The organism is Microbacterium testaceum StLB037, assembly GCF_900104345.1.
GTDB lineage: Bacteria > Actinomycetota > Actinomycetes > Actinomycetales > Microbacteriaceae > Microbacterium > Microbacterium testaceum_A.
The window spans coordinates 251,501-268,849 of record NZ_FNJN01000002.1; the positions used below are offsets into that span (position 1 = coordinate 251,501).

General features: G+C 70.4%; 15 protein-coding genes. 9 read left to right on the top strand and 6 right to left on the bottom strand.

The features are described 5' to 3' along the window. The first annotated feature begins 14 nt into the window (after nucleotides 1–14). Together BLS25_RS04490 and BLS25_RS04495 are read left to right on the top strand one after the other, a co-directional pair. On the top strand, nucleotides 15–647 hold the full coding sequence (locus tag BLS25_RS04490; protein WP_081349683.1) for an acyl-CoA synthetase: 633 nt from the start codon (nucleotides 15–17) through the stop codon (nucleotides 645–647). Continuing rightward, nucleotides 644–1,009 (top strand): amino acid transporter, encoded by a 366-nt coding sequence (locus BLS25_RS04495; RefSeq protein ID WP_074694582.1) that lies wholly within the window; start codon nucleotides 644–646, stop codon nucleotides 1,007–1,009. Before BLS25_RS04490 ends, BLS25_RS04495 begins: the two co-directional genes overlap by 4 nt. Before the next feature lie 21 nt (nucleotides 1,010–1,030). On the opposite strand, the gene BLS25_RS04500 is transcribed toward BLS25_RS04495, so the two are convergent. The 5 genes from BLS25_RS04500 to BLS25_RS04520 form a co-directional block, all read right to left on the bottom strand. After that, nucleotides 1,031–2,068, bottom strand: coding sequence for a zinc-dependent alcohol dehydrogenase family protein (locus BLS25_RS04500; RefSeq protein ID WP_074694806.1), 1,038 nt, complete (start codon nucleotides 2,066–2,068; stop codon nucleotides 1,031–1,033). 160 nt (nucleotides 2,069–2,228) lie between these two features. After that, complete coding sequence (locus tag BLS25_RS04505) at nucleotides 2,229–5,549, bottom strand: OmpL47-type beta-barrel domain-containing protein (RefSeq protein ID WP_256335535.1); 3,321 nt, start codon at nucleotides 5,547–5,549, stop codon at nucleotides 2,229–2,231. Nucleotides 5,550–5,875: 326 nt separating this feature from the next. Beyond that, on the bottom strand, nucleotides 5,876–7,255 hold the full coding sequence (purB, locus tag BLS25_RS04510; protein WP_056224831.1) for an adenylosuccinate lyase: 1,380 nt from the start codon (nucleotides 7,253–7,255) through the stop codon (nucleotides 5,876–5,878). 27 nt (nucleotides 7,256–7,282) lie between these two features. Continuing rightward, nucleotides 7,283–7,789: a low molecular weight protein-tyrosine-phosphatase gene (locus BLS25_RS04515; protein WP_074694583.1), complete on the bottom strand. Its 507-nt coding sequence runs from the start codon at nucleotides 7,787–7,789 to the stop codon at nucleotides 7,283–7,285. Between the two features lie 34 nt (nucleotides 7,790–7,823). Then, nucleotides 7,824–8,228 carry a phage holin family protein gene (locus BLS25_RS04520; RefSeq protein WP_056224828.1) on the bottom strand — a complete coding sequence of 135 codons (405 nt, stop codon included), beginning with the start codon at nucleotides 8,226–8,228 and terminating at the stop codon, nucleotides 7,824–7,826. A 145-nt stretch (nucleotides 8,229–8,373) separates the two neighbouring features. On the opposite strand from BLS25_RS04520, the gene BLS25_RS04525 reads away from it, so the two are divergent. The 4 genes from BLS25_RS04525 to BLS25_RS04540 all read left to right on the top strand — a co-directional run bounded on the left by BLS25_RS04525 (nucleotide 8,374) and on the right by BLS25_RS04540 (nucleotide 13,041). Continuing rightward, the gene (locus BLS25_RS04525) at nucleotides 8,374–9,450 is read left to right on the top strand and encodes a histidinol-phosphate transaminase (protein WP_074694584.1); all 1,077 of its coding nucleotides are present in this window, start codon (nucleotides 8,374–8,376) and stop codon (nucleotides 9,448–9,450) included. A 98-nt stretch (nucleotides 9,451–9,548) separates the two neighbouring features. After that, entirely contained in the window at nucleotides 9,549–10,679 is a 1,131-nt protein-coding gene (locus BLS25_RS04530) for a thiamine pyrophosphate-dependent enzyme (RefSeq protein ID WP_074694585.1), read from the top strand. An 8-nt stretch (nucleotides 10,680–10,687) separates the two neighbouring features. After that, complete coding sequence (locus BLS25_RS04535; RefSeq protein ID WP_081349711.1) at nucleotides 10,688–11,653, top strand: alpha-ketoacid dehydrogenase subunit beta; 966 nt, start codon at nucleotides 10,688–10,690, stop codon at nucleotides 11,651–11,653. 59 nt (nucleotides 11,654–11,712) lie between these two features. Beyond that, nucleotides 11,713–13,041, top strand: a complete 1,329-nt coding sequence (locus tag BLS25_RS04540; protein WP_074694807.1) for a dihydrolipoamide acetyltransferase family protein — start codon at nucleotides 11,713–11,715, stop codon at nucleotides 13,039–13,041. 32 nt (nucleotides 13,042–13,073) lie between these two features. Here the strand turns inward: BLS25_RS04540 and BLS25_RS04545 are convergent, their stop codons facing one another. Next, the gene (locus tag BLS25_RS04545; RefSeq protein WP_074694808.1) at nucleotides 13,074–14,513 is read right to left on the bottom strand and encodes an MFS transporter; all 1,440 of its coding nucleotides are present in this window, start codon (nucleotides 14,511–14,513) and stop codon (nucleotides 13,074–13,076) included. Between the two features lie 163 nt (nucleotides 14,514–14,676). Here BLS25_RS04545 and BLS25_RS04550 point away from each other — a divergent pair, with 163 nt between their 5' ends. The 3 genes from BLS25_RS04550 to BLS25_RS04560 are packed head-to-tail and all read left to right on the top strand — an operon-like array spanning nucleotide 14,677 to nucleotide 17,257. Beyond that, nucleotides 14,677–15,579 carry a MetQ/NlpA family ABC transporter substrate-binding protein gene (locus tag BLS25_RS04550; protein ID WP_074694586.1) on the top strand — a complete coding sequence of 301 codons (903 nt, stop codon included), beginning with the start codon at nucleotides 14,677–14,679 and terminating at the stop codon, nucleotides 15,577–15,579. Further along, entirely contained in the window at nucleotides 15,576–16,601 is a 1,026-nt protein-coding gene (locus tag BLS25_RS04555) for a methionine ABC transporter ATP-binding protein (RefSeq protein ID WP_074694587.1), read from the top strand. Before BLS25_RS04550 ends, BLS25_RS04555 begins: the two co-directional genes overlap by 4 nt. Next, nucleotides 16,598–17,257 carry a methionine ABC transporter permease gene (locus BLS25_RS04560; protein ID WP_143017828.1) on the top strand — a complete coding sequence of 220 codons (660 nt, stop codon included), beginning with the start codon at nucleotides 16,598–16,600 and terminating at the stop codon, nucleotides 17,255–17,257. Before BLS25_RS04555 ends, BLS25_RS04560 begins: the two co-directional genes overlap by 4 nt. The last annotated feature ends 92 nt before the right edge of the window (nucleotides 17,258–17,349 follow it).

Here is a 17,349-nt window from a genome sequence, read left to right on the forward strand (position 1 = left end):
CTCCGGGACCCTCCGTGACCACTCCTTCTTCCGAGCGCGCCTTCGACGTTCGCCACGTGCAGCTCGCGCGCGCCCTTTTCGCGGCGCTGGCCGCCGTCATGGTCACCTTCTCGTCCGACCACTCCGCACCCCTCGGCTTGGGAGTGTTCAGCGGCTTCGCGCTCGCGACCGGGCTCGTCTTCGCCCTGTCGGTGTGGCTCGTCCACCCGCGCGGCGAGCGCCTGATCCCGGCGCTCCTCGCGATCGTCTCGATCGTCGCGGGCATGGTCGCCAGCGTCGGCACCTGGCGCACGACCGGCGTCTTCTTCGGCGTCGTGATCGCGTGGGCTCTCGTCTCGGGTGCGATCGAGCTGATCGGCGCCCTGCGCCAGCGCAAGACAATCGGGGCCGCGGGTGCGCGCGACGGCGTGCTCATCGGCATCCTGAGTCTCGTCCTCGGGGTCGTGCTGCTGCTCCCGATCCAGCAGTACGCGCTCGACTACAGCATCGCCGGGGCGGGTTCGTTCACGCTGACCGGCATCACCATCGCCGTGGGTCTCTTCGGCGGGTACGCGGCGGTCGTCGCCGTGTTCCTCGCGATCGCGGGGTTCTCTCCGCGCCGCACCGAGCCCGTTCCGGCCGTACCCTCCGAGGAGGCCGCGTCATGACCGACAAGCCCACCACCCGCCGCGACCTGATGAAGCCCGTTCAGCTTCTCGGTCTGGCTTTCATCGCCGCCCTGTTCGCCGGGTTCGTCACGCTCATGTCGATGGGCTTCTTCCAGACGCGGCCCGCCGACCAGATCCAGCGCGCGCTGATCGTGGGCCTGATCGCCGCGGGAGCGACGTTCATCGTCACTCTCGTCTCGCTGGCGCTGCTGCTGCTGGCCGTCGACCCCTCCAAGGTCACCGCCACGGTCGACCGTCCGCTGCTTGTTCCGAAGAACGCTTCGGATGCCGACGCCCCCGAGGCCGCGGCCGCGCCCGAGTCTCCGCGTGCCGACGACGGCCCCACCGAGCCGCGCGCCTGACGCGCCGATCGCGACCCGCGACTACCGGCGCGGGTCGATCATCGTCATCCCCGCGGGTGACGCCGAGTCCATCGTCGGCAGCAGGTCGGCCGCCTCGGCGAGTCCCACCACGCGCTCGATGAGCTCCTGCGGTCGCAGGGCGCCGCTCTCGATGAGCGAGAGCATCTCGGGATAGTCCACCGCGGCCATGCCGTGGCTGCCCAGCAGGTCGAGTTCCCACGCGATCACGCGGGCCATGGGCATCGAGGTCATGCCGTCGGCGGTCGGGAGCAGCCCGATCTGCACGTGCCGCCCGCGTCGACGCAGGCTCAGGACGGCGTCGCGCGCCGTCTGGGCGCTGCCGACCGCGTCGACCGAGACGTGGCTGCCGCCGCCGGTGATCTCGTGCACGGCCGCGGCGATGTCGGACCCGTCGGCGACCAGCGTGTGCTCGGCCCCGAGCCGCTTCGCCGCGTCGAGAGCCGCCGGGGTGCGATCCACCGCGATGACGCGCGCGCCCAGGGCGGCGCCGATCATCACAGCGCTGAGGCCCACGCCGCCCGCGCCGACGACGGTGATCCACTCGCCCGCCTGCACGCGCGCCCGCCCCGTGAGCGCGCGGTAGGCGGTGGCGAAGCGGCAGCCGAGGGCGGCCGCGGCCTCGAACGAGACGTCGTCGGGAATGCGCACGACGTTCGTGTCGGCCGCGCGCAGCACGACGTGCTCGGCGAAGCTCCCCCACTGGGTGAAGCCCGGCTGCTGCTGGTCGGGGCAGACCTGTGCGTTGCCGCCGAGGCACCACTCGCAGGCCCCGCAGCCCATCACGAAGGGCACCGTCACGCGGTCGCCGACGCTCCAGCGCTGCACGCCCTCGCCGACCTCGACGATCACGCCCGCCAGCTCGTGCCCCGGAACGTGGGGGAGTAAGACGTCATCGTGCCCGACCCACGCGTGCCAGTCGCTCTTGCACAGGCCCGTCGCGTGCACCTCGACGACGACCCCGCCGGTGGGGGCGCTCGGGGCCTCGACCTCGCGCACCTCGAGGGGTTCGGCCAGGGCATCCATGATCATCGCGCGCATGGCATCCATTCTCCCGCTCCGCGTGCGCGGCCCGCGCGCGGGGGTTCACGCCCGCGGACAGCGCCTCGCGCGCCGCCCGCCCGTCGCGTGTCCAGAACACGCGGACGCTTCGGGACTTCGTCCGGGTGTTCTGGACACTCACGTCGCGTGAGCGGCGACGTCAGGCGTGCCGGCGGCGGCGCAGAAGAAGCAGACCCGCGCCGAGACCCCCGAAGACCAGGGCCAGGATGCCGAGGGCCAGAGGCATCTCGGAGCCGGTGGCGGCCAGACCGCCGCCGGACGCCGCGGTCCCGCCGGATCCGCCGGATCCGCCGATCGTGCCCGCCGGGGTGCCGGGGGTACCCGTGCCCGTTCCGGAGCCGTCGCCCGCTCCCGCGCCCTCCCCCGGTGCGGCCCCCGCCACGACCGTGACGGTCGCGGACCGCGCCTGCTCGAGGTTGCCGGCCACGTCGGTGGAGCGGAACTGCACGAGGTGGTCTCCGGCGCCGGTGAGCGTCACGCTCGAGCCCGCGGTCCACGTCGTCCCGCCGTCGAGCGAGTACTCGGTCAGGGCGACGCCCGAGGTGGCATCCGTCGCCTGGAACACCACCGTCGCCTCGGCGGGTGCCAGGGCCTGGAACACCGCGGCCGGCTGCATGAGGCGCAGCAGCGTCGAGGGCTTCTCGGTCGAGGCCTCGGTGGTCGGGGCGGCCGTGTCGATGCGGATGGGGAGCGATCCGGCGACCTCGGGCACCTCGGTGCCGTTCCACAGGGCGCGGTAGTCGACGGTGTGGTCGCCGTCGGTGGTGACGTCGAAGTCCGGCCCCGTCTGCCACGCCCCGCCGTCGATGCGGTACTGCACCTCGACGTCGGTGTTGCCGTCGTGCGACAGGCTCACCGGTACGGGAGCGGCGGTGTACCAGCCGGCGGCGTTGGGCTGCGTCCGCAGGAACGGCTCGATGTGCGCGATCCCGCCGGCCTCGGCCACGAAGAACTCGGGGATCTTCAGGTACGACCCGGGGGTCGCGAAGGTGAAACGCAGGCCCGTCGCCAGGACCTTCTGGAACGACAACGTCGTCTCGACGCCGTTCGTCACCGTGGGCGCGTCACCGGTGAGGGGCAGCGGCTTCCACTGGTTGTCGTGGTCGTCCCGGTACTCGAGCGAGACACCCGCGATCGATCCCTCGAGGTTCGTGAAGCGCACCTCGTTCAGACGGTGGATCTCCAACGTCTCCATCGTGAAGGTCGCGGAGTCCTTGTAGCCCGCGTCGGTCCAGGTCGACCACGCCGTGCCGAGTCGGCCGTCGCACGCGTTGGAGGCGGGCATCGTGGCCCACTTCGTCTGGTGGAAGGATGCCGACACCGTCGTGCCCATATCGCGGCACACGTTCACGGCCGAGGCGTTGCCCCACACGTCGACCTCAGAGATCGACTGCCACGTGTTCGCCTGGCTCGTCAGCCGGAGCCGCAGGGCGCTGGCCGCCGGAAGCGTGCGGGCGTCGATCACGGCCGTGGGGGCCGGGGCGCTGGCATCCTGAGCGAGGGTCGCCTCGATCGCGGTGTCCTTCCATGCGCCCGAGGCGTCGCGGTACTGCACCTGGATGCGCGAGGGCCAGGTCGCCGTCGCCCCGTCCTTGTAGGTGTGCACGACGATCGAGTCGAACGTGCGGTCGGTGCCCCAGTCGAACTGCAGCCAGCTGTCGCGCGGGTAGCCGTTTCCGGTCCAGTCGTCCCAGCCCTTGGCCGTGGGGTTGCCGTCGGTGAGGGAGGCGACGAGGTCGGAGCGGCTTGACGCGGTGACCGTCGCCTCGGGGGCGATGTCGGCGATGCCGGGCTCGGCGACCGTGATCGTGCGTTGGAACGAGCGACCGGCGGTGAAGTTCGCGTCGGCGGCGAGGGTGCCGGTGATCGTCTGCGGGCCGAGCGCGCTCGTGTCGACCGTCGACCAGGTGACGGCGACCGGGGCGGTGCCGGCGGAGGTGTCGACGGGGACGCTGGTGGGCAGCTGCGGGGTGGCGCCGCGGCGGACGGTCTCGGGCAGACCGGTGGTCACGGCGCGCCAGGTGCCGTGGCCGAAGCCCTTGTCATCCCAGTACGAGGCGTCCCATCCCTTGCCGTAGCGCGCGGGGTCCTCGGCGGCGGGGTTGTGCATCTCGAGGCGTCCGTTCTCGCCCACCGTGAGCGGGAGCCAGACGTAGGTCGAGTCGGACTTGCCCTCGTTCCAGCGGTCGCCCATGTAGACGAACTTGCCCGGCTCGAGTTCGAACACGTTCGTCGTCTGCGAGCCGAACGTCGAGCGGCGCACGTCGCCGATCGAGAGCAGGCCGTCACCCCCGTCGGGGATGGCGTTGTACGAGACGGTCTCGTTCACGTCGTTCGCGTCGACACCGCGGATCCACGTGCCCATCAGGTTCTTCGTCGTGTAGTACGTCTGCGGGTTGGGCGCCCAGCCGGTCGCGCCCGAGGTGACGACGCTGTAGGTGCCGTCGCGCTCGAAGATCGCGGGCGCCTCGAGGTGGCCGCACTCCTTGACGATCTGGAAGTCCTTCCCCCGTTCGGGCGCCGCGGGGGTCCCGTCGGCGAAGACGTAGGGGTAGCGGCCGTCTTCGGAGTACTGGTTGACGTCGAGGGTGTCGCGATCGGTGGTGTGGGTGACGTTCGTGTAGGCGTCGTCGAGGGCGGCGACGTAGAGGCTGTAGTTCTCCTCCGACGAGTACGAGATGTAGGCCTTGCCGTCGTCGTCCTGGAACACCGTCATGTCGCGCGCCTGACCGGGGACCGCGTACTGCGTGCAGGCCTGGTAGTCCGTGCGGTTGGGCATGCGGAAGGCGCCCGTCATGCGGAACGGGCCCGCGGGCGAGTCCGATACGGCGACGGCCGCCATCGACCGCGCGTAGGTGCTGCCGCCGGGCTCGGTGCGCCCGTCGGCGTGCCACCACATGACCCACTTGCCGGTCTTGGCGTTGTGCAGCACCTTGGGGCGCTCGAAGATCGCGGTGTAATCCGAGTTCTGCGTCGAGTTGAGGTGGTACGCGAGGGCGTCGATCTTCTCGGTGCGCGGCTGGCCGTTCTCGTCGACGGTGTCGTACAGATCCTCGAAGTAGGGCGTGAGCAGGTCGTCCCGCGTCGAGATGCTGCGGAGCGCGTCTCCGAGGTTCGTCCAGTTCTTGGCATCCGTCGATCGATACACCGCGACGCCGGGGCTGTTCCAGTAGCCGTTCGTGCGGTCTTCGCCGTACCAGTAGGAGACGGTCTGGCCGTTCTCTTCGGTCGTGACGACCTGCCCGCCGTGCGCCTGGATGTGCCGGCCGTCGGTGTCGTACCAGGCCGGTTGGAAGTAGTCGGCCGCGCCGAGGCCGGGGTCGGCGAGCGGCTGGAAGTTCGTGTAGGTGACGGGCGGGTCGATCCGGGGCACGCCGTCGTTCGGATCGGTCGGCACGCCGCCCGCGGCGCTCGCCGCGAGGGGGGATGCCAGGGTTCCGGCGACCACGGCAGCGGTCACGGCCGCGAGGAGCGTGCGCACGAAAGAGGAAGAGGGGCGTCGAGGCGTCATCGCGTCTGTTCCGATCTGCGCCGCGACGGTGCGGCGCACGACGGCCCGGGGGCCGCGGTGGGGGATGTTGACGTCAACACTATGGGGCACCGGTGCGCGACGTCCAGGGGCAGTTCGCGGTGGGGTGCTCGCCGACGCGAATGCCGCGCCGGCACGACGCGGGCGCGAGAACACGTCGAGTGTCCAGAACACCCGGACGCTTCCGAAGATCGTCCGGGTGTTCTGGACACTCACGGAGGGGGCGGGGCGGCGGCGCGTACCGCGCCCGCAGCGCGTTACAGCGCGTCGACCACCTGCGACGCGAGGCCCGCGTACGCGGCGGGGGTCAGCGCGAGCAGGCGCTCTTTCGCGGCGTCGCCGATGTCGAGACCGCGCACGAACTCCGCGAGCTCGGGGCCGCCGACGCGGCGTCCGCGCGTGAGGTCCTTCAGCAGCGCGTAGGGGTCGGTGATCTGCGAGCGACCGGCGGCGATCTCGGCGCGCACGACGGTCTGGATCGCCTCGGCGAGCACTTCCCAGTTCACGTCGAGGTCGGCCAGCAGCACGTCTTCGGCGAGCGAGATCTCGGTCAGTCCCCGCTGCAGGTTGTCGAGCGCGAGCAGCGAGTGTCCGAAGGCGACGCCGATGTTGCGCTGCGTGGTCGAGTCGGTGAGGTCGCGCTGCATGCGGCTGGTGACGAGGGTGGATGCCAGAGTGCTGAACAACCCGCCGGCGATCTCGAGATTCGCCTCGGCGTTCTCGAAGCGGATCGGGTTGATCTTGTGCGGCATCGTCGACGAACCGGTGGCTCCCGCGACGGGGATCTGCGTGAAGTAGCCCAGCGAGATGTAGGTCCAGATGTCGGTGGCGAGGTTGTGCAGGATGCCGCCCGCGTGACGCGCGCGGTCGTACAGCTCGACCTGCCAGTCGTGCGACTCGATCTGCGTGGTGACCGGGTTGAAGCCCAGGCCGAGCGACTCGATGAACGCGCGCGTCAACTCGGGCCAGTCGACGTCGGGCTCGGCGGCGACGTGCGCCGACCAGGTGCCGGTGGCCCCCGAGAACTTGGCGAGGTACTCCCCGGCGTCGAGCTGACGGATGACGCGCTCGAGGCGCCACGCGAACACGCCGATCTCTTTGCCCATGGTCGTGGGCGTGGCCGGCTGCCCGTGCGTGCGCGAGAGCATCGCGGCGTCGCGGTGCTGCGTCGCGAGCTCGGCGAGGGCGGCGGTGACCGAGCGGAGCTTCGGCAGCCACACGCGCTCGACCGCGCGCTGCACGGTGAGGGCGTAGGCGGTGGAGTTGATGTCTTCGCTGGTGCACGCGAAGTGGGTCAGCTCGGCGAGGGCGGTGAGGCCCAGGGTGTCGAGGCGGTCGCGCACGAGGTACTCGACGGCCTTGACGTCGTGGCGGGTGACCGCTTCTTTCTCTTTCAGCCACGCGATCTCGTCGGCGCCGAACTCCTCGTAGAGGGCGCGCAGGCGCGTGCGGTCGGCGTCGGAGACGGGCGAGGTGCCGAACAGCGAGCGGTCGGTCAGGGCGAGCAGCCACTCGACCTCGACCTCGACGCGGGCGCGGTTGAGACCGGCCTCCGACAGGTAGTCGCCGAGGTCCGCGACGGTGGCGAAGTACCGTCCGTCGAGCGGGCTGAGGGGCTGCGGGGGCAGAGAGGACACGGGTCTCCCGGGGGTTGCGCGAACGGGTCAGCCCGCGGAACGGATGGCGGGCTCGAGCTGTCGGAACAGGGCCCTGCTGGCGCGTTCGATCATACCGAGCACCTCGTCGAACATCGGGGCCCCGGCGTAGTACGGGTCGGGGACATCGAGGGTCTCGGCATCCGGAAGGAAGGACTGCAGCAGGGCGATCTTGTCGGCGTCGTCGTCGTCGCGCGCCCACCCGCGCAGCACGCGCTCGTGGCTGCGGTCGAGGGCGACGACGAGGTCGTTGCGCTCGAAGTCGGCGTACTGGAACTGCCGGGCGCGGTGCGAGGAGCCGTCGTAGCCCAGGCGGTCGAGAGCCGCGAGGGTGCGGTGGTCGGCGCGCTCGCCGACGTGCCAGTCGCCGGTGCCGGCCGAACTCGACGCGATGTGCGCCCCGAGGCCCGAGGTGTCGGCGATACGGCGGAACACGACGTCGGCCATCGGCGAGCGGCAGATGTTGCCACTGCATACGAACACGACGCGGAACGGCGCGTCGGGGTTCGCGGTCATCCCCCCATCATGGCGGTGATGGGCCTCGAACGCATCAGCGGCGTTCGCGCTCCTCGCGCCGCGGACGCAGGATGCCGCCCAGGACGGCGTTGATGATGCCGATGAGCAGCGCCGCCACGACCGTCAACCAGAACTCGCCCGTGCGCAGGCCCCAGTCCCAGTTCTCGGTGATGACGCCCGTGAGCCACAGCAGGAAACCGTTGATGATCAGCGAGATGAGCCCGAGCGTCAGGATGTAGAGCGGGATCGCGACGATCTTGACGACGGTGCCGATGATCGTGTTGACCAGCGCGAAGATGAGCCCGACCACGAGCAGCGTGAGCAGGACCTGGAACCACTCGCCCGGGGCGAAGGGGATGAGCCGCACCTGCAGGGCGGGCAGCAGAGTGACGATCCAGATGGCGAAGGCGTTGACGGCGACGCGGACGACGAAGCGCATGCCCCCATCGTGGCACGCACCCGCCGTCGCGCCACGGGGTTGTGGAGAACGCCCCGCGCGCTCGAGGCCTGGGGAGGACTCGCCGGGGGAGATGCCCCCGAAAGTGGGACTGACGCGCACGGCGGGCCCCGGTTAGGCTCGCGGGGTGAGTGAAGAGCCGGTCCTGCCCCGTATCCGCCCCGAGATCGCCGCGCTGCCCGCGTACCGGCAGGGACGACAGGCCAGCCCCGACGCCTTCAAGCTCTCCAGCAACGAGAACCCCTTCGAGCCGCTTCCCGGCGTCCTCGACGCGGTCGTCGCCGCGGGAGCCTTCAACAGATACCCGGATGCCACGGCCGCCCGCCTGCGCGAACGCCTGGCCGCGCGGTATGGCGTCTCGCCCGACGAGGTGCACGTCGGAGCCGGCAGCGTCTCGGTGCTGGCGCAGCTCCTGCTGGCGACCTCGGGCCCCGGCGACGAGGTCGTCTACGCCTGGCGCTCGTTCGAGGCCTACCCCTCGCTCGTCGCGGTTGCCGGGGCGAAGAGCGTGCAGGTGCCGTTGACCGCCGATTCTCGTCACGACCTCCCCGCGATGGCCGCCGCCGTCACCGAGCGCACGCGCCTGGTGATCGTGTGCAGCCCCAACAACCCCACGGGGCCGACCGTCGGTTACGACGAGTTCGCCGCGTTCGTCGACGCCGTGCCGCGCGACGTGCTCATCGTCCTCGACGAGGCCTACGCCGAGTTCGTTACCGACCCCGCGTCGGTCGAGGGCAGTCGGGTGCGCGCGGTGCTCGGTCGCCCCAACGTCGTCGTCCTGCGCACCTTCTCGAAGGCGTACGGGCTCGCGGGTCTGCGTATCGGCTACGCGATCGGCCACACCGGGGTGCTCGATGCCTCGCGCAGCACCGCCATCCCGCTGTCGGTCACGGCGGCCGGAGAGGCCGCGGCGATCGCGAGCCTCGATGCCGAGAGCGAGCTGCTGCACCGCGTGAAGGTCATCGCCGAGCGACGCGACCGCCTCGTCGGCCGCCTTCGCGAGGCCGGGTGGGACGTCCCCGACGCCCAGGGCAACTTCGTGTGGCTCGCCGCCGGCGATCGCACGGTCGAGGTCGCCACCGCTTTCGAAGAGGCCGGGCTCATCGTGCGTCCGTTCCCGGGCGACGGCATCCGCATCTCGATCGGCGAAGAGGAGTCGCTCGACCGCGTGGTCGAGGTCGCCGCGGCCACGGCCCCGCACTGATCCGCGGCGGCGCCTTTGTCGACAACGAACGCCGAATCACGGCATCCGTTGTGCACCTCATGCGGTCTCGCGCATGGGTCGCGCGTTAGCGTGGGTTCATGACCCCGCTCGACGACCCCGCTCTCGTGCGCGTTCTGGCAGCCGACGGCACGCTGGCCCCCACGCCCGCCGCCGAGCGCTACCTGCCGCTCATCGACGCCCTGACCGACGCCGAACTCGAGACCTTCTACCGCGACATGGTCTCGATCCGCGCGTTCGACGTACAGGCCACCAACCTGCAGCGCCAGGGGCAGCTCGCCCTGTGGCCGCCGTCTTTCGGGCAAGAGGCGGCGCAGGTCGGCTCCGCTCGCGCGGCCCGCGCGCAGGACCACGTCTTCCCCTCGTATCGCGAGCACGTGGTCACCCGCATCCGCGGCGTCGACCCGCTCGACATCATCCGCCTCATGCGCGGACTCACCCACGGCGGGTGGGACCCGACGGACCCCAAGAACGGCAACACGCACATCTACACGCTCGTGCTCGGTGCGCAGACGCTGCACGCCACGGGCCTGGCGATGGGCCTGGTGTTCGACGGCAAGAGCGGCAGCGGCGACCCCGAGCGCGACGAAGCCGTGATCGTCTACTACGGCGACGGCGCCTCGAGCCAGGGCGACGTTCACGAGGCGATGGTCTTCGCCGCGAGCTTCCAGACCCCCGAGGTGTTCTTCCTGCAGAACAACCAGTGGGCCATCTCGGTGCCGGTCGCGACGCAGTCGCGCTCGCCGCTGTACAAGCGCGGTGAGGGCTACGGCATCCCGAGCCTCCAGGTCGACGGAAACGACGTGCTCGCGAGCTACGCCGTGTCGAAGGTCGCCCTCGACGAGGCGCGCGCAGGCGGCGGCCCCCGCGCGATCGAGGCGATGACGTACCGCATGGGCGCGCACACGACCAGCGACGACCCCACCAAGTACCGCACCTCCAACGAAGAGAAGGCGTGGGCCGGGCGCGACCCGATCGCCCGCATGCGCGCCTACCTCGAGGGACGCGGCGCCTCGCAGCAGTTCTTCGACGACGCGGATGCCGAGGGAGCAGCCCTCGCCGACGACGTGCGCGTACGCACGAACGAGCTCGGCGGCATCCCGCGCGTGCACATGTTCGAGAGCGTCTATTCCGAAGCCCACGCGTTGATCGCCGAGGAGCAGCGCTGGCTCGACGACTACGAGAACTCGATGGAAGGGGGCGCGCAGTGACCGACAACATGCCGATCAGCCGCGCGCTGAACGCCGGACTCCGTCGCGCGCTCGAGACCGACGACCGCGTGCTGCTCATGGGTGAGGACATCGGCCCGCTCGGCGGCGTCTTCCGTGTGACCGAGGGCCTGCAGAAGGACTTCGGTCCGCGCCGGGTCATCGACTCCCCGCTCGCGGAGTCGGGGATCGTCGGCACCGCGATCGGTCTCGCGATGGGCGGCTTCACGCCCGTGCTCGAGATCCAGTTCGACGGCTTCGTCTTCCCCGCCTTCGACCAGATCACCTCGCAGCTCGCGAAGATCACGAACCGCCACGAGGGCGCGGTGCGCATGCCCGTCGTCATCCGCATCCCCTACGGCGGACACATCGGCGCGGTCGAGCACCACCAGGAGAGCCCCGAGGCGTACTTCACGCACACGGCAGGGCTCCGGGTGGTCAGCCCCTCGAACGCGAACGACGCCTACTGGATGATCCAGCAGGCGATCGAATCGCCCGACCCCGTCGTCTTCCTCGAGCCGAAGGCGAAGTACTGGCAGAAGGGCGAGGTCGACCTCGAGGCCCCTGCGCTGCCGCTGCACGCGAGCCGCATCGTGCGCCGCGGCACCGACGTCACGCTCGTCGGACACGGCGCGATGGTGACGACCCTGCTGCAGGCCGCCGCTCTCGCCGAGAGCGAAGGCACGAGCTGCGAGGTCATCGACCTTCGTTCTCTCTCGCCCGTCGACTACGGCCCCCTGCTCGACTCGGTGCGCCGCACCGGCCGCATGGTCTACGCGCAGGAGGCGCCGGGCTTCACCTCCCTCGGCTCCGAGATCGCCGCGACCGTCATGGAGAAGGCCTTCTTCGCCCTCGAGGCACCCGTGCTGCGGGTGTCGGGGTTCGACGTGCCCTTCCCGCCCGCGAAGCTCGAGGGCACCTATCTGCCCGACGCCGATCGCATTCTCGAGGCCGTCGACCGGTCTCTCGCCTACTGACCTGCTTCGTGACCGCGAGCGGCGTCGATGAGATGCTGTTCGCGAGCAAAGGACACACCGTGACCGACCAGACCTTCGTTCTCCCCGACGTCGGAGAAGGCCTCACCGAGGCCGAGATCGTACAGTGGCGCGTCGCGCCCGGTGACGCCGTCGCCGTCAACGACGTGATCGTCGAGATCGAGACGGCCAAATCGCTCGTCGAGTTGCCGTCGCCCTACGCGGGCACGGTCGGAGAGCTGCTGGCATCCGAGGGCTCGACCGTCGAGGTCGGCGCGCCGATCATCACGATCGGATCGACGGATGCCGCCGCCCCGGCGCCCGCGGCCCCGGTCAGTGTTCCCGAGCCCAGCGACCCCGGCGGAGCGGTCCTCGTCGGGTATGGCACGGGTGGCGCGGTGTCGTCACGTCGCCGCAAGCCCGCCGAGCGCCCCGTGAAGGCCTCGGTCGGCGTGGTCGCCAAGCCCCCGATCCGCAAGCTCGCGCGCGACCTCGGCGTCGACCTCTCGGCGGTCACGCCCAGCGGCCCCGCCGGAGAGGTGACCCGCGACGACGTCGTCAAGCACGCCGAGCAGGCGAGCGTCTTCCGCAACATCGAGACGCCTGCGTGGGGCGCCGTGCGCGAGGAGACGATCCCGGTGGCTGCTCCCGCGGCGCCCGCGCCCACGGCATCCGCCCCCGCCTCCGACGCCCGCGAGGAGTCGATCCCCGTCCGCGGCGTCCGCAAGGCGACCGCCAACGCGATGACCTCGAGCGCGTACTCGGCGCCGCACGTGTCGGTGTGGGTCGACGTCGACGCTTCGCGCACGATGGAGCTCGTCAAGCGCCTCAAGGCCTCGCCCGACTTCGCCGACGTGAAGATCTCGCCGCTGCTGATCATGGCGCGCGCCGTCATCTGGGCGCTGCGTCGCACCCCGATGATCAACGCCGCGTGGGTCGACACCGAAGACGGCGCCCAGATCTCGGTGCGCCACTACGTCAACCTCGGCATCGCCGCGGCGACCCCCCGTGGCCTGCTCGTGCCGAACATCAAGGACGCGCAGTCGATGAACACGCGCGAGCTCGCCAAGGCACTCGAGCACCTCACCCTCACCGCACGCGAGGGCAAGACCAGCCCCGCCGACCAGACCGGTGGCACGTTCACGATCACGAACATCGGTGTGTTCGGAGTGGATGCCGGGACCCCGATCATCAACCCCGGCGAGGCCGGCATCATCGCGCTCGGCGCCATCCGTCAGAAGCCGTGGGTCGTCGACGGCGAGGTGCGCCCCCGCTGGGTGACCACGGTCTCGGGCTCGTTCGATCACCGCGTGGTCGACGGCGACGGGATCTCGCGGTTCATCGCGGACGTGGCATCCGTGCTCGAGGAGCCGGCGCTGCTGCTGGACTGAGCGGCGCGCGCCACTGCCGGCGCGCAGGGGGCTCAGGGTAGCGAAGGGTGCTTTTCGACCGGCGTGGGCCGCGTGGGGATCAACAGCGCCAGCACCAGGGCGATCGCGGCCGCCCCGATGCCCATCAGGAACGACACCTGGAACGCCTGCGAGGTCGGGACGCGCGTCTCGCCCGAGCCGGTCGACAGGGTCGCGAGCACGACGCCGACGATCGCGGCGGCCGTGCTCGTCCCGAGCGAGCGCGCGAGGGCGTTCAGGCCGTTCGAGGCGCCGGTCTCGCTCGGCGGCACCGCGCGCATGATGAGCATGGGCATGGCGGCGTAGCCGAAGCCGATGCCGAAGCCGATCAGGATGTTCGCGACGACGAAGTGCCAGACCTCGGTCGAGAAGATCAGGCTGAAACCGTAGGCGAGGATGAGCGAGATCGAGCCGGCCACGAGCAGCACACGGGGTCCGATCGTCCGGGCCAGGGTGCCCGAGATCGGCGAGAGCACCATCATCACCAGGCCCGAGGGCATGACCACGAGGCTCGCGGCCAGCAGCGACAGGCCGAGTCCGACGCCGGTCGCGACAGGAAGCTCGAGCATCTGCGGGTATGCGACGTTCGAGGTGAACAGAGCGAAGCCCATGGCGACGGATGCCAGGTTGGTGAGCAGCACGGGGCGGCGCGCGGCGACGCGGAGGTCGAGCAGCGGGTTCTCGACGCGCAGCTCGTACCAGCCCCACACGAGCAGAACGAGGATGCCGCCGATGGCGAGGCCGAGCGTCAGCGGCGAGGTCCAGCCCCACGAGTTGCCACGCGAGACCGCGAGCAGCACGCCGATCAGGCCGATCGCGAGGCCGACGGCGCCGAGGTAGTCGAAGCGTCCCGCGGTGCGCAGCACGCTGACGGGGACGATCCACAGGATCAGCACGAAGACGACCGCGCCGAGGGCTCCGGCGATCCAGAACAGCCAGTGCCAGTCGGTGTTCTCGGCCACGAGGGCGCTGATCGGCAGCCCCAGGGCGCCGCCGACGCCGAGCGTCGCGCTCATGAGGGCGATCGCGCTGTCGACGCGGTTCTCGTGCAGCACGTCGCGCATGATCGAGATGCCCAGCGGCACGACGCCCACCACGGCGCCCTGCAGCGCGCGACCGATGATCATGCCGATGATCCCGGTCGACAGCGCCGCCACGACCGAGCCGAGCATCATCACGATCAGCAGCACGAGCACGATGCGGCGCTTGCCGTACATGTCGCCCAGGCGGCCCGCGATGGGGGTGATGACGGCGGCGGCGAGCAGCGTCGAGGTCACGACCCAGGCGGTGTCGTCGCGCGAGGCGTTCAGCAGTTGCGGCAACTGCGACTGGATGGGCACCACGAGGGTGAACATGAACGAAGAGCACAGGCCCGCCAGGGCCAGGATCGCAACGACCAGCCCCTGGGGGCTGTTCCGGGACAATCTCTTACGCGCGCTTTCATCCCGTGACATCGCTCTCCAGGCTACGCCTCCGCTGTGAGCCCGCGGGTCGATGAGGCGTGCGATCATCGCCGATGCCTCGGCATCCACCCAATCGATTACTCCGCGTGACAGCCCGTTACCGGTCGTAACGCCTCGAATTCCGATCCCGGATGCCACGTGCTGACGTGGTCTCATGACTACTCGCCGCACCGCACGACTGGCCACGATCCTCAGTGCTTCCGCCGCTGCCCTGATGCTGACCCTCACCGGTTGCGCCGGGGGTGCGGCATCCGGAGACGACTCCTCGCGCATCGTCCTCGGCGCCGACGACGGCAACGAGGCGCACTGGACGGTGCTGAAGCAGAAGCTCGCCGAGGAGGGCATCAACCTCGAGGTGCGCACAATCAACGACGGCGTGCAGCTCAACCAGGGCGTGCAGGACGGCGAGCTCGACGTGAACCTCTTCCAGCACCTCATCTACCTGTCGCAGTTCAACGTCGAGAACAACGGCTCGCTCGTGCCGGTCGGTGCGACGGCGGTGTACCCGCTCGCGCTGTACTCCGAGAAGTACCAGGACGTGAAGGACCTGCCCGAGGGCGCGAAGGTCGCCATCCCCAACAATCCGACCAACCTCGCCCGCGGTCTGCTCAACCTGCAGACGGCGGGGCTGTTGACGCTCAAGGACGGCGGCACCGCCTTCTCGACGCCGGCCGACATCGTCTCGACCAAGGTCGAGCTGCTGCCCGTCGACACGAACCAGACCGTCACCGCGCTCAAGGACGGCAGCGCCCAGGCCGCGATTGTCAACAACACGCAGGCGCAGAAGGGCGGGCTCGGCGACGAGCTCATCATCTTCAAGGAAGACCTGAACAACCCGCAGCTCGCTCCGTACATCAACGCGTTCGTCACGCGCGACGACAAGAAGGACGACCCGCGCTGGGCCAAGCTCGTCGAGGCGTACCACTCGACCGAGGTCGAGGCGGCGGTCACCGAGCTGAACCAGGGCAACCTGCAGTTCAAGACCGAGTGGACCGGCGCGCAGCTGCAGGACGAGCTGACGAGCCTCGAAGACGCCCTCAAGGCCCAGAAGGGATGACCGCGGTCATCGAGCTGCGGGGCGTCACGAAGAGCTTCCGCACCGATCGCCGCACCTCCACCACCGCCGTCGACGACGTGTCGCTCTCGGTCGAGGAGGGGTCGATCGTCGGGGTGATCGGATACTCCGGCGCCGGCAAGTCCACCCTCGTCCGGCTGCTCAACGGGCTCGAGCAGCCGACGTCCGGCACCGTCGAGGTGCTGGGAGTGAACGTGGGGGATGCCACGGAGGCGAAGCTCCGCGACCTGCGGCGCCGCGTGGGGATGATCTTCCAGCAGTTCAACCTCTTCACCTCGCGCACGGTGGCGGCCAACGTCGCGTACCCGCTGAAGGTGGCGGGGTGGAAGAAGGCCGACCGTGACAAGCGCGTTGCCGAGCTGCTCGACTTCGTCGGCATCGGCGATAAGGCGAAGCAGTACCCGCGGCGCCTGTCGGGCGGGCAGAAGCAGCGCGTCGGCATCGCCCGTGCGATCGCGACCGACCCGCGCATCCTGCTCGCCGACGAGGCCACCAGCGCCCTCGACCCGCAGACCACGGCCGAGGTGCTCGACCTGCTGCGAGAGATCAATCGCCGCCTGGGCATCACGATCGTCGTCATCACGCACCAGATCTCGATCGTGCACGAGCTGTGCGATCAGGTGATCGTGATGGACGGCGGACGGGTCGTGGACAGCGGGGACACGTACCGCGTGTTCGCCCACCCCCGCGCCGACCTCACGAAGCGCTTCGTGGCCGCCGTGACGCAGGGCGTGCCCTCGGGCGAGGCGCTGGCGGCGCTCGCCGCGGGCGGGGGAGAGCTCGTGAGCGTCGAGGTCAACGAGTTCTCGAGCGAGGACGTCTCGGCGGTGTTCCACCGCCACGGCGTCCGTCATTCCGTCGTCTACGGCGGGGTGACCGACGTCCTCGGCCGACAGCTCGGCACCCTGACCTACCGCGTGCACGCCGACGACCTCGATGCGGTGGTTGCGGAACTGCGCGCGCACACCGAGGTCGTCGTGCCGGCGAGGGAGGTGCGCTCGTGAACAAGTGGGACACCCTCACCCCGGTGCTGATCCAGTCGATCGGCGAGACCGTCTACATGGTGGCCGTCTCGCTGCTGATCTCGGGCGTCGCGGGACTCGTCATCGGGGCGCTGCTGTACGCGACGCGCCCCGGGAATCTCTTCGCGAACCGGGCGGTCTTCGCGGTCGCGAACCTCGTGATCAACCTCATCCGGCCGATCCCGTTCATCATCTTCCTCACCGCCGTGGCCCCGGTCACGCGCGCGGTGACGGGGACGACCCTGGGAACGGATGCCGCGATCGTGCCCATCACGATCATGGCCACGGTCGTGATCGCCCGCGTCGTCGAACAGAACCTCGTGGCCGTCGATCCCGGAACCGTCGAGGCGGCCCGGGCCGTGGGCGCGCGCCGCATCGGCGTGCTCTTCGGCGTGGTCATTCCCGAGGCCCTCGCCCCGCTGATCCTCGGCTACACGTTCATGTTCATCGCGGTCGTCGACATGTCGGCGATGGCCGGGTACATCGGCGGCGGCGGACTCGGAAACTTCGCGATCATCTACGGCTATCAGCAGTTCAACCAGCAGGCGACGTGGGTGACGGTGGCGATCATCGTCGTCATCGTGCAGGCGGGCCAGCTGATCGGCAACGCACTGGCGCACCGCATTCTGCGCCGCTGACGGGGCGGGGCAGGGTGGCGCACCTGGGCACACGTGCCGGGTGCGCCACCCCGCGCCCGCCCCGGCCCGCGCTCGGCGTGCGCTGCCCGCCC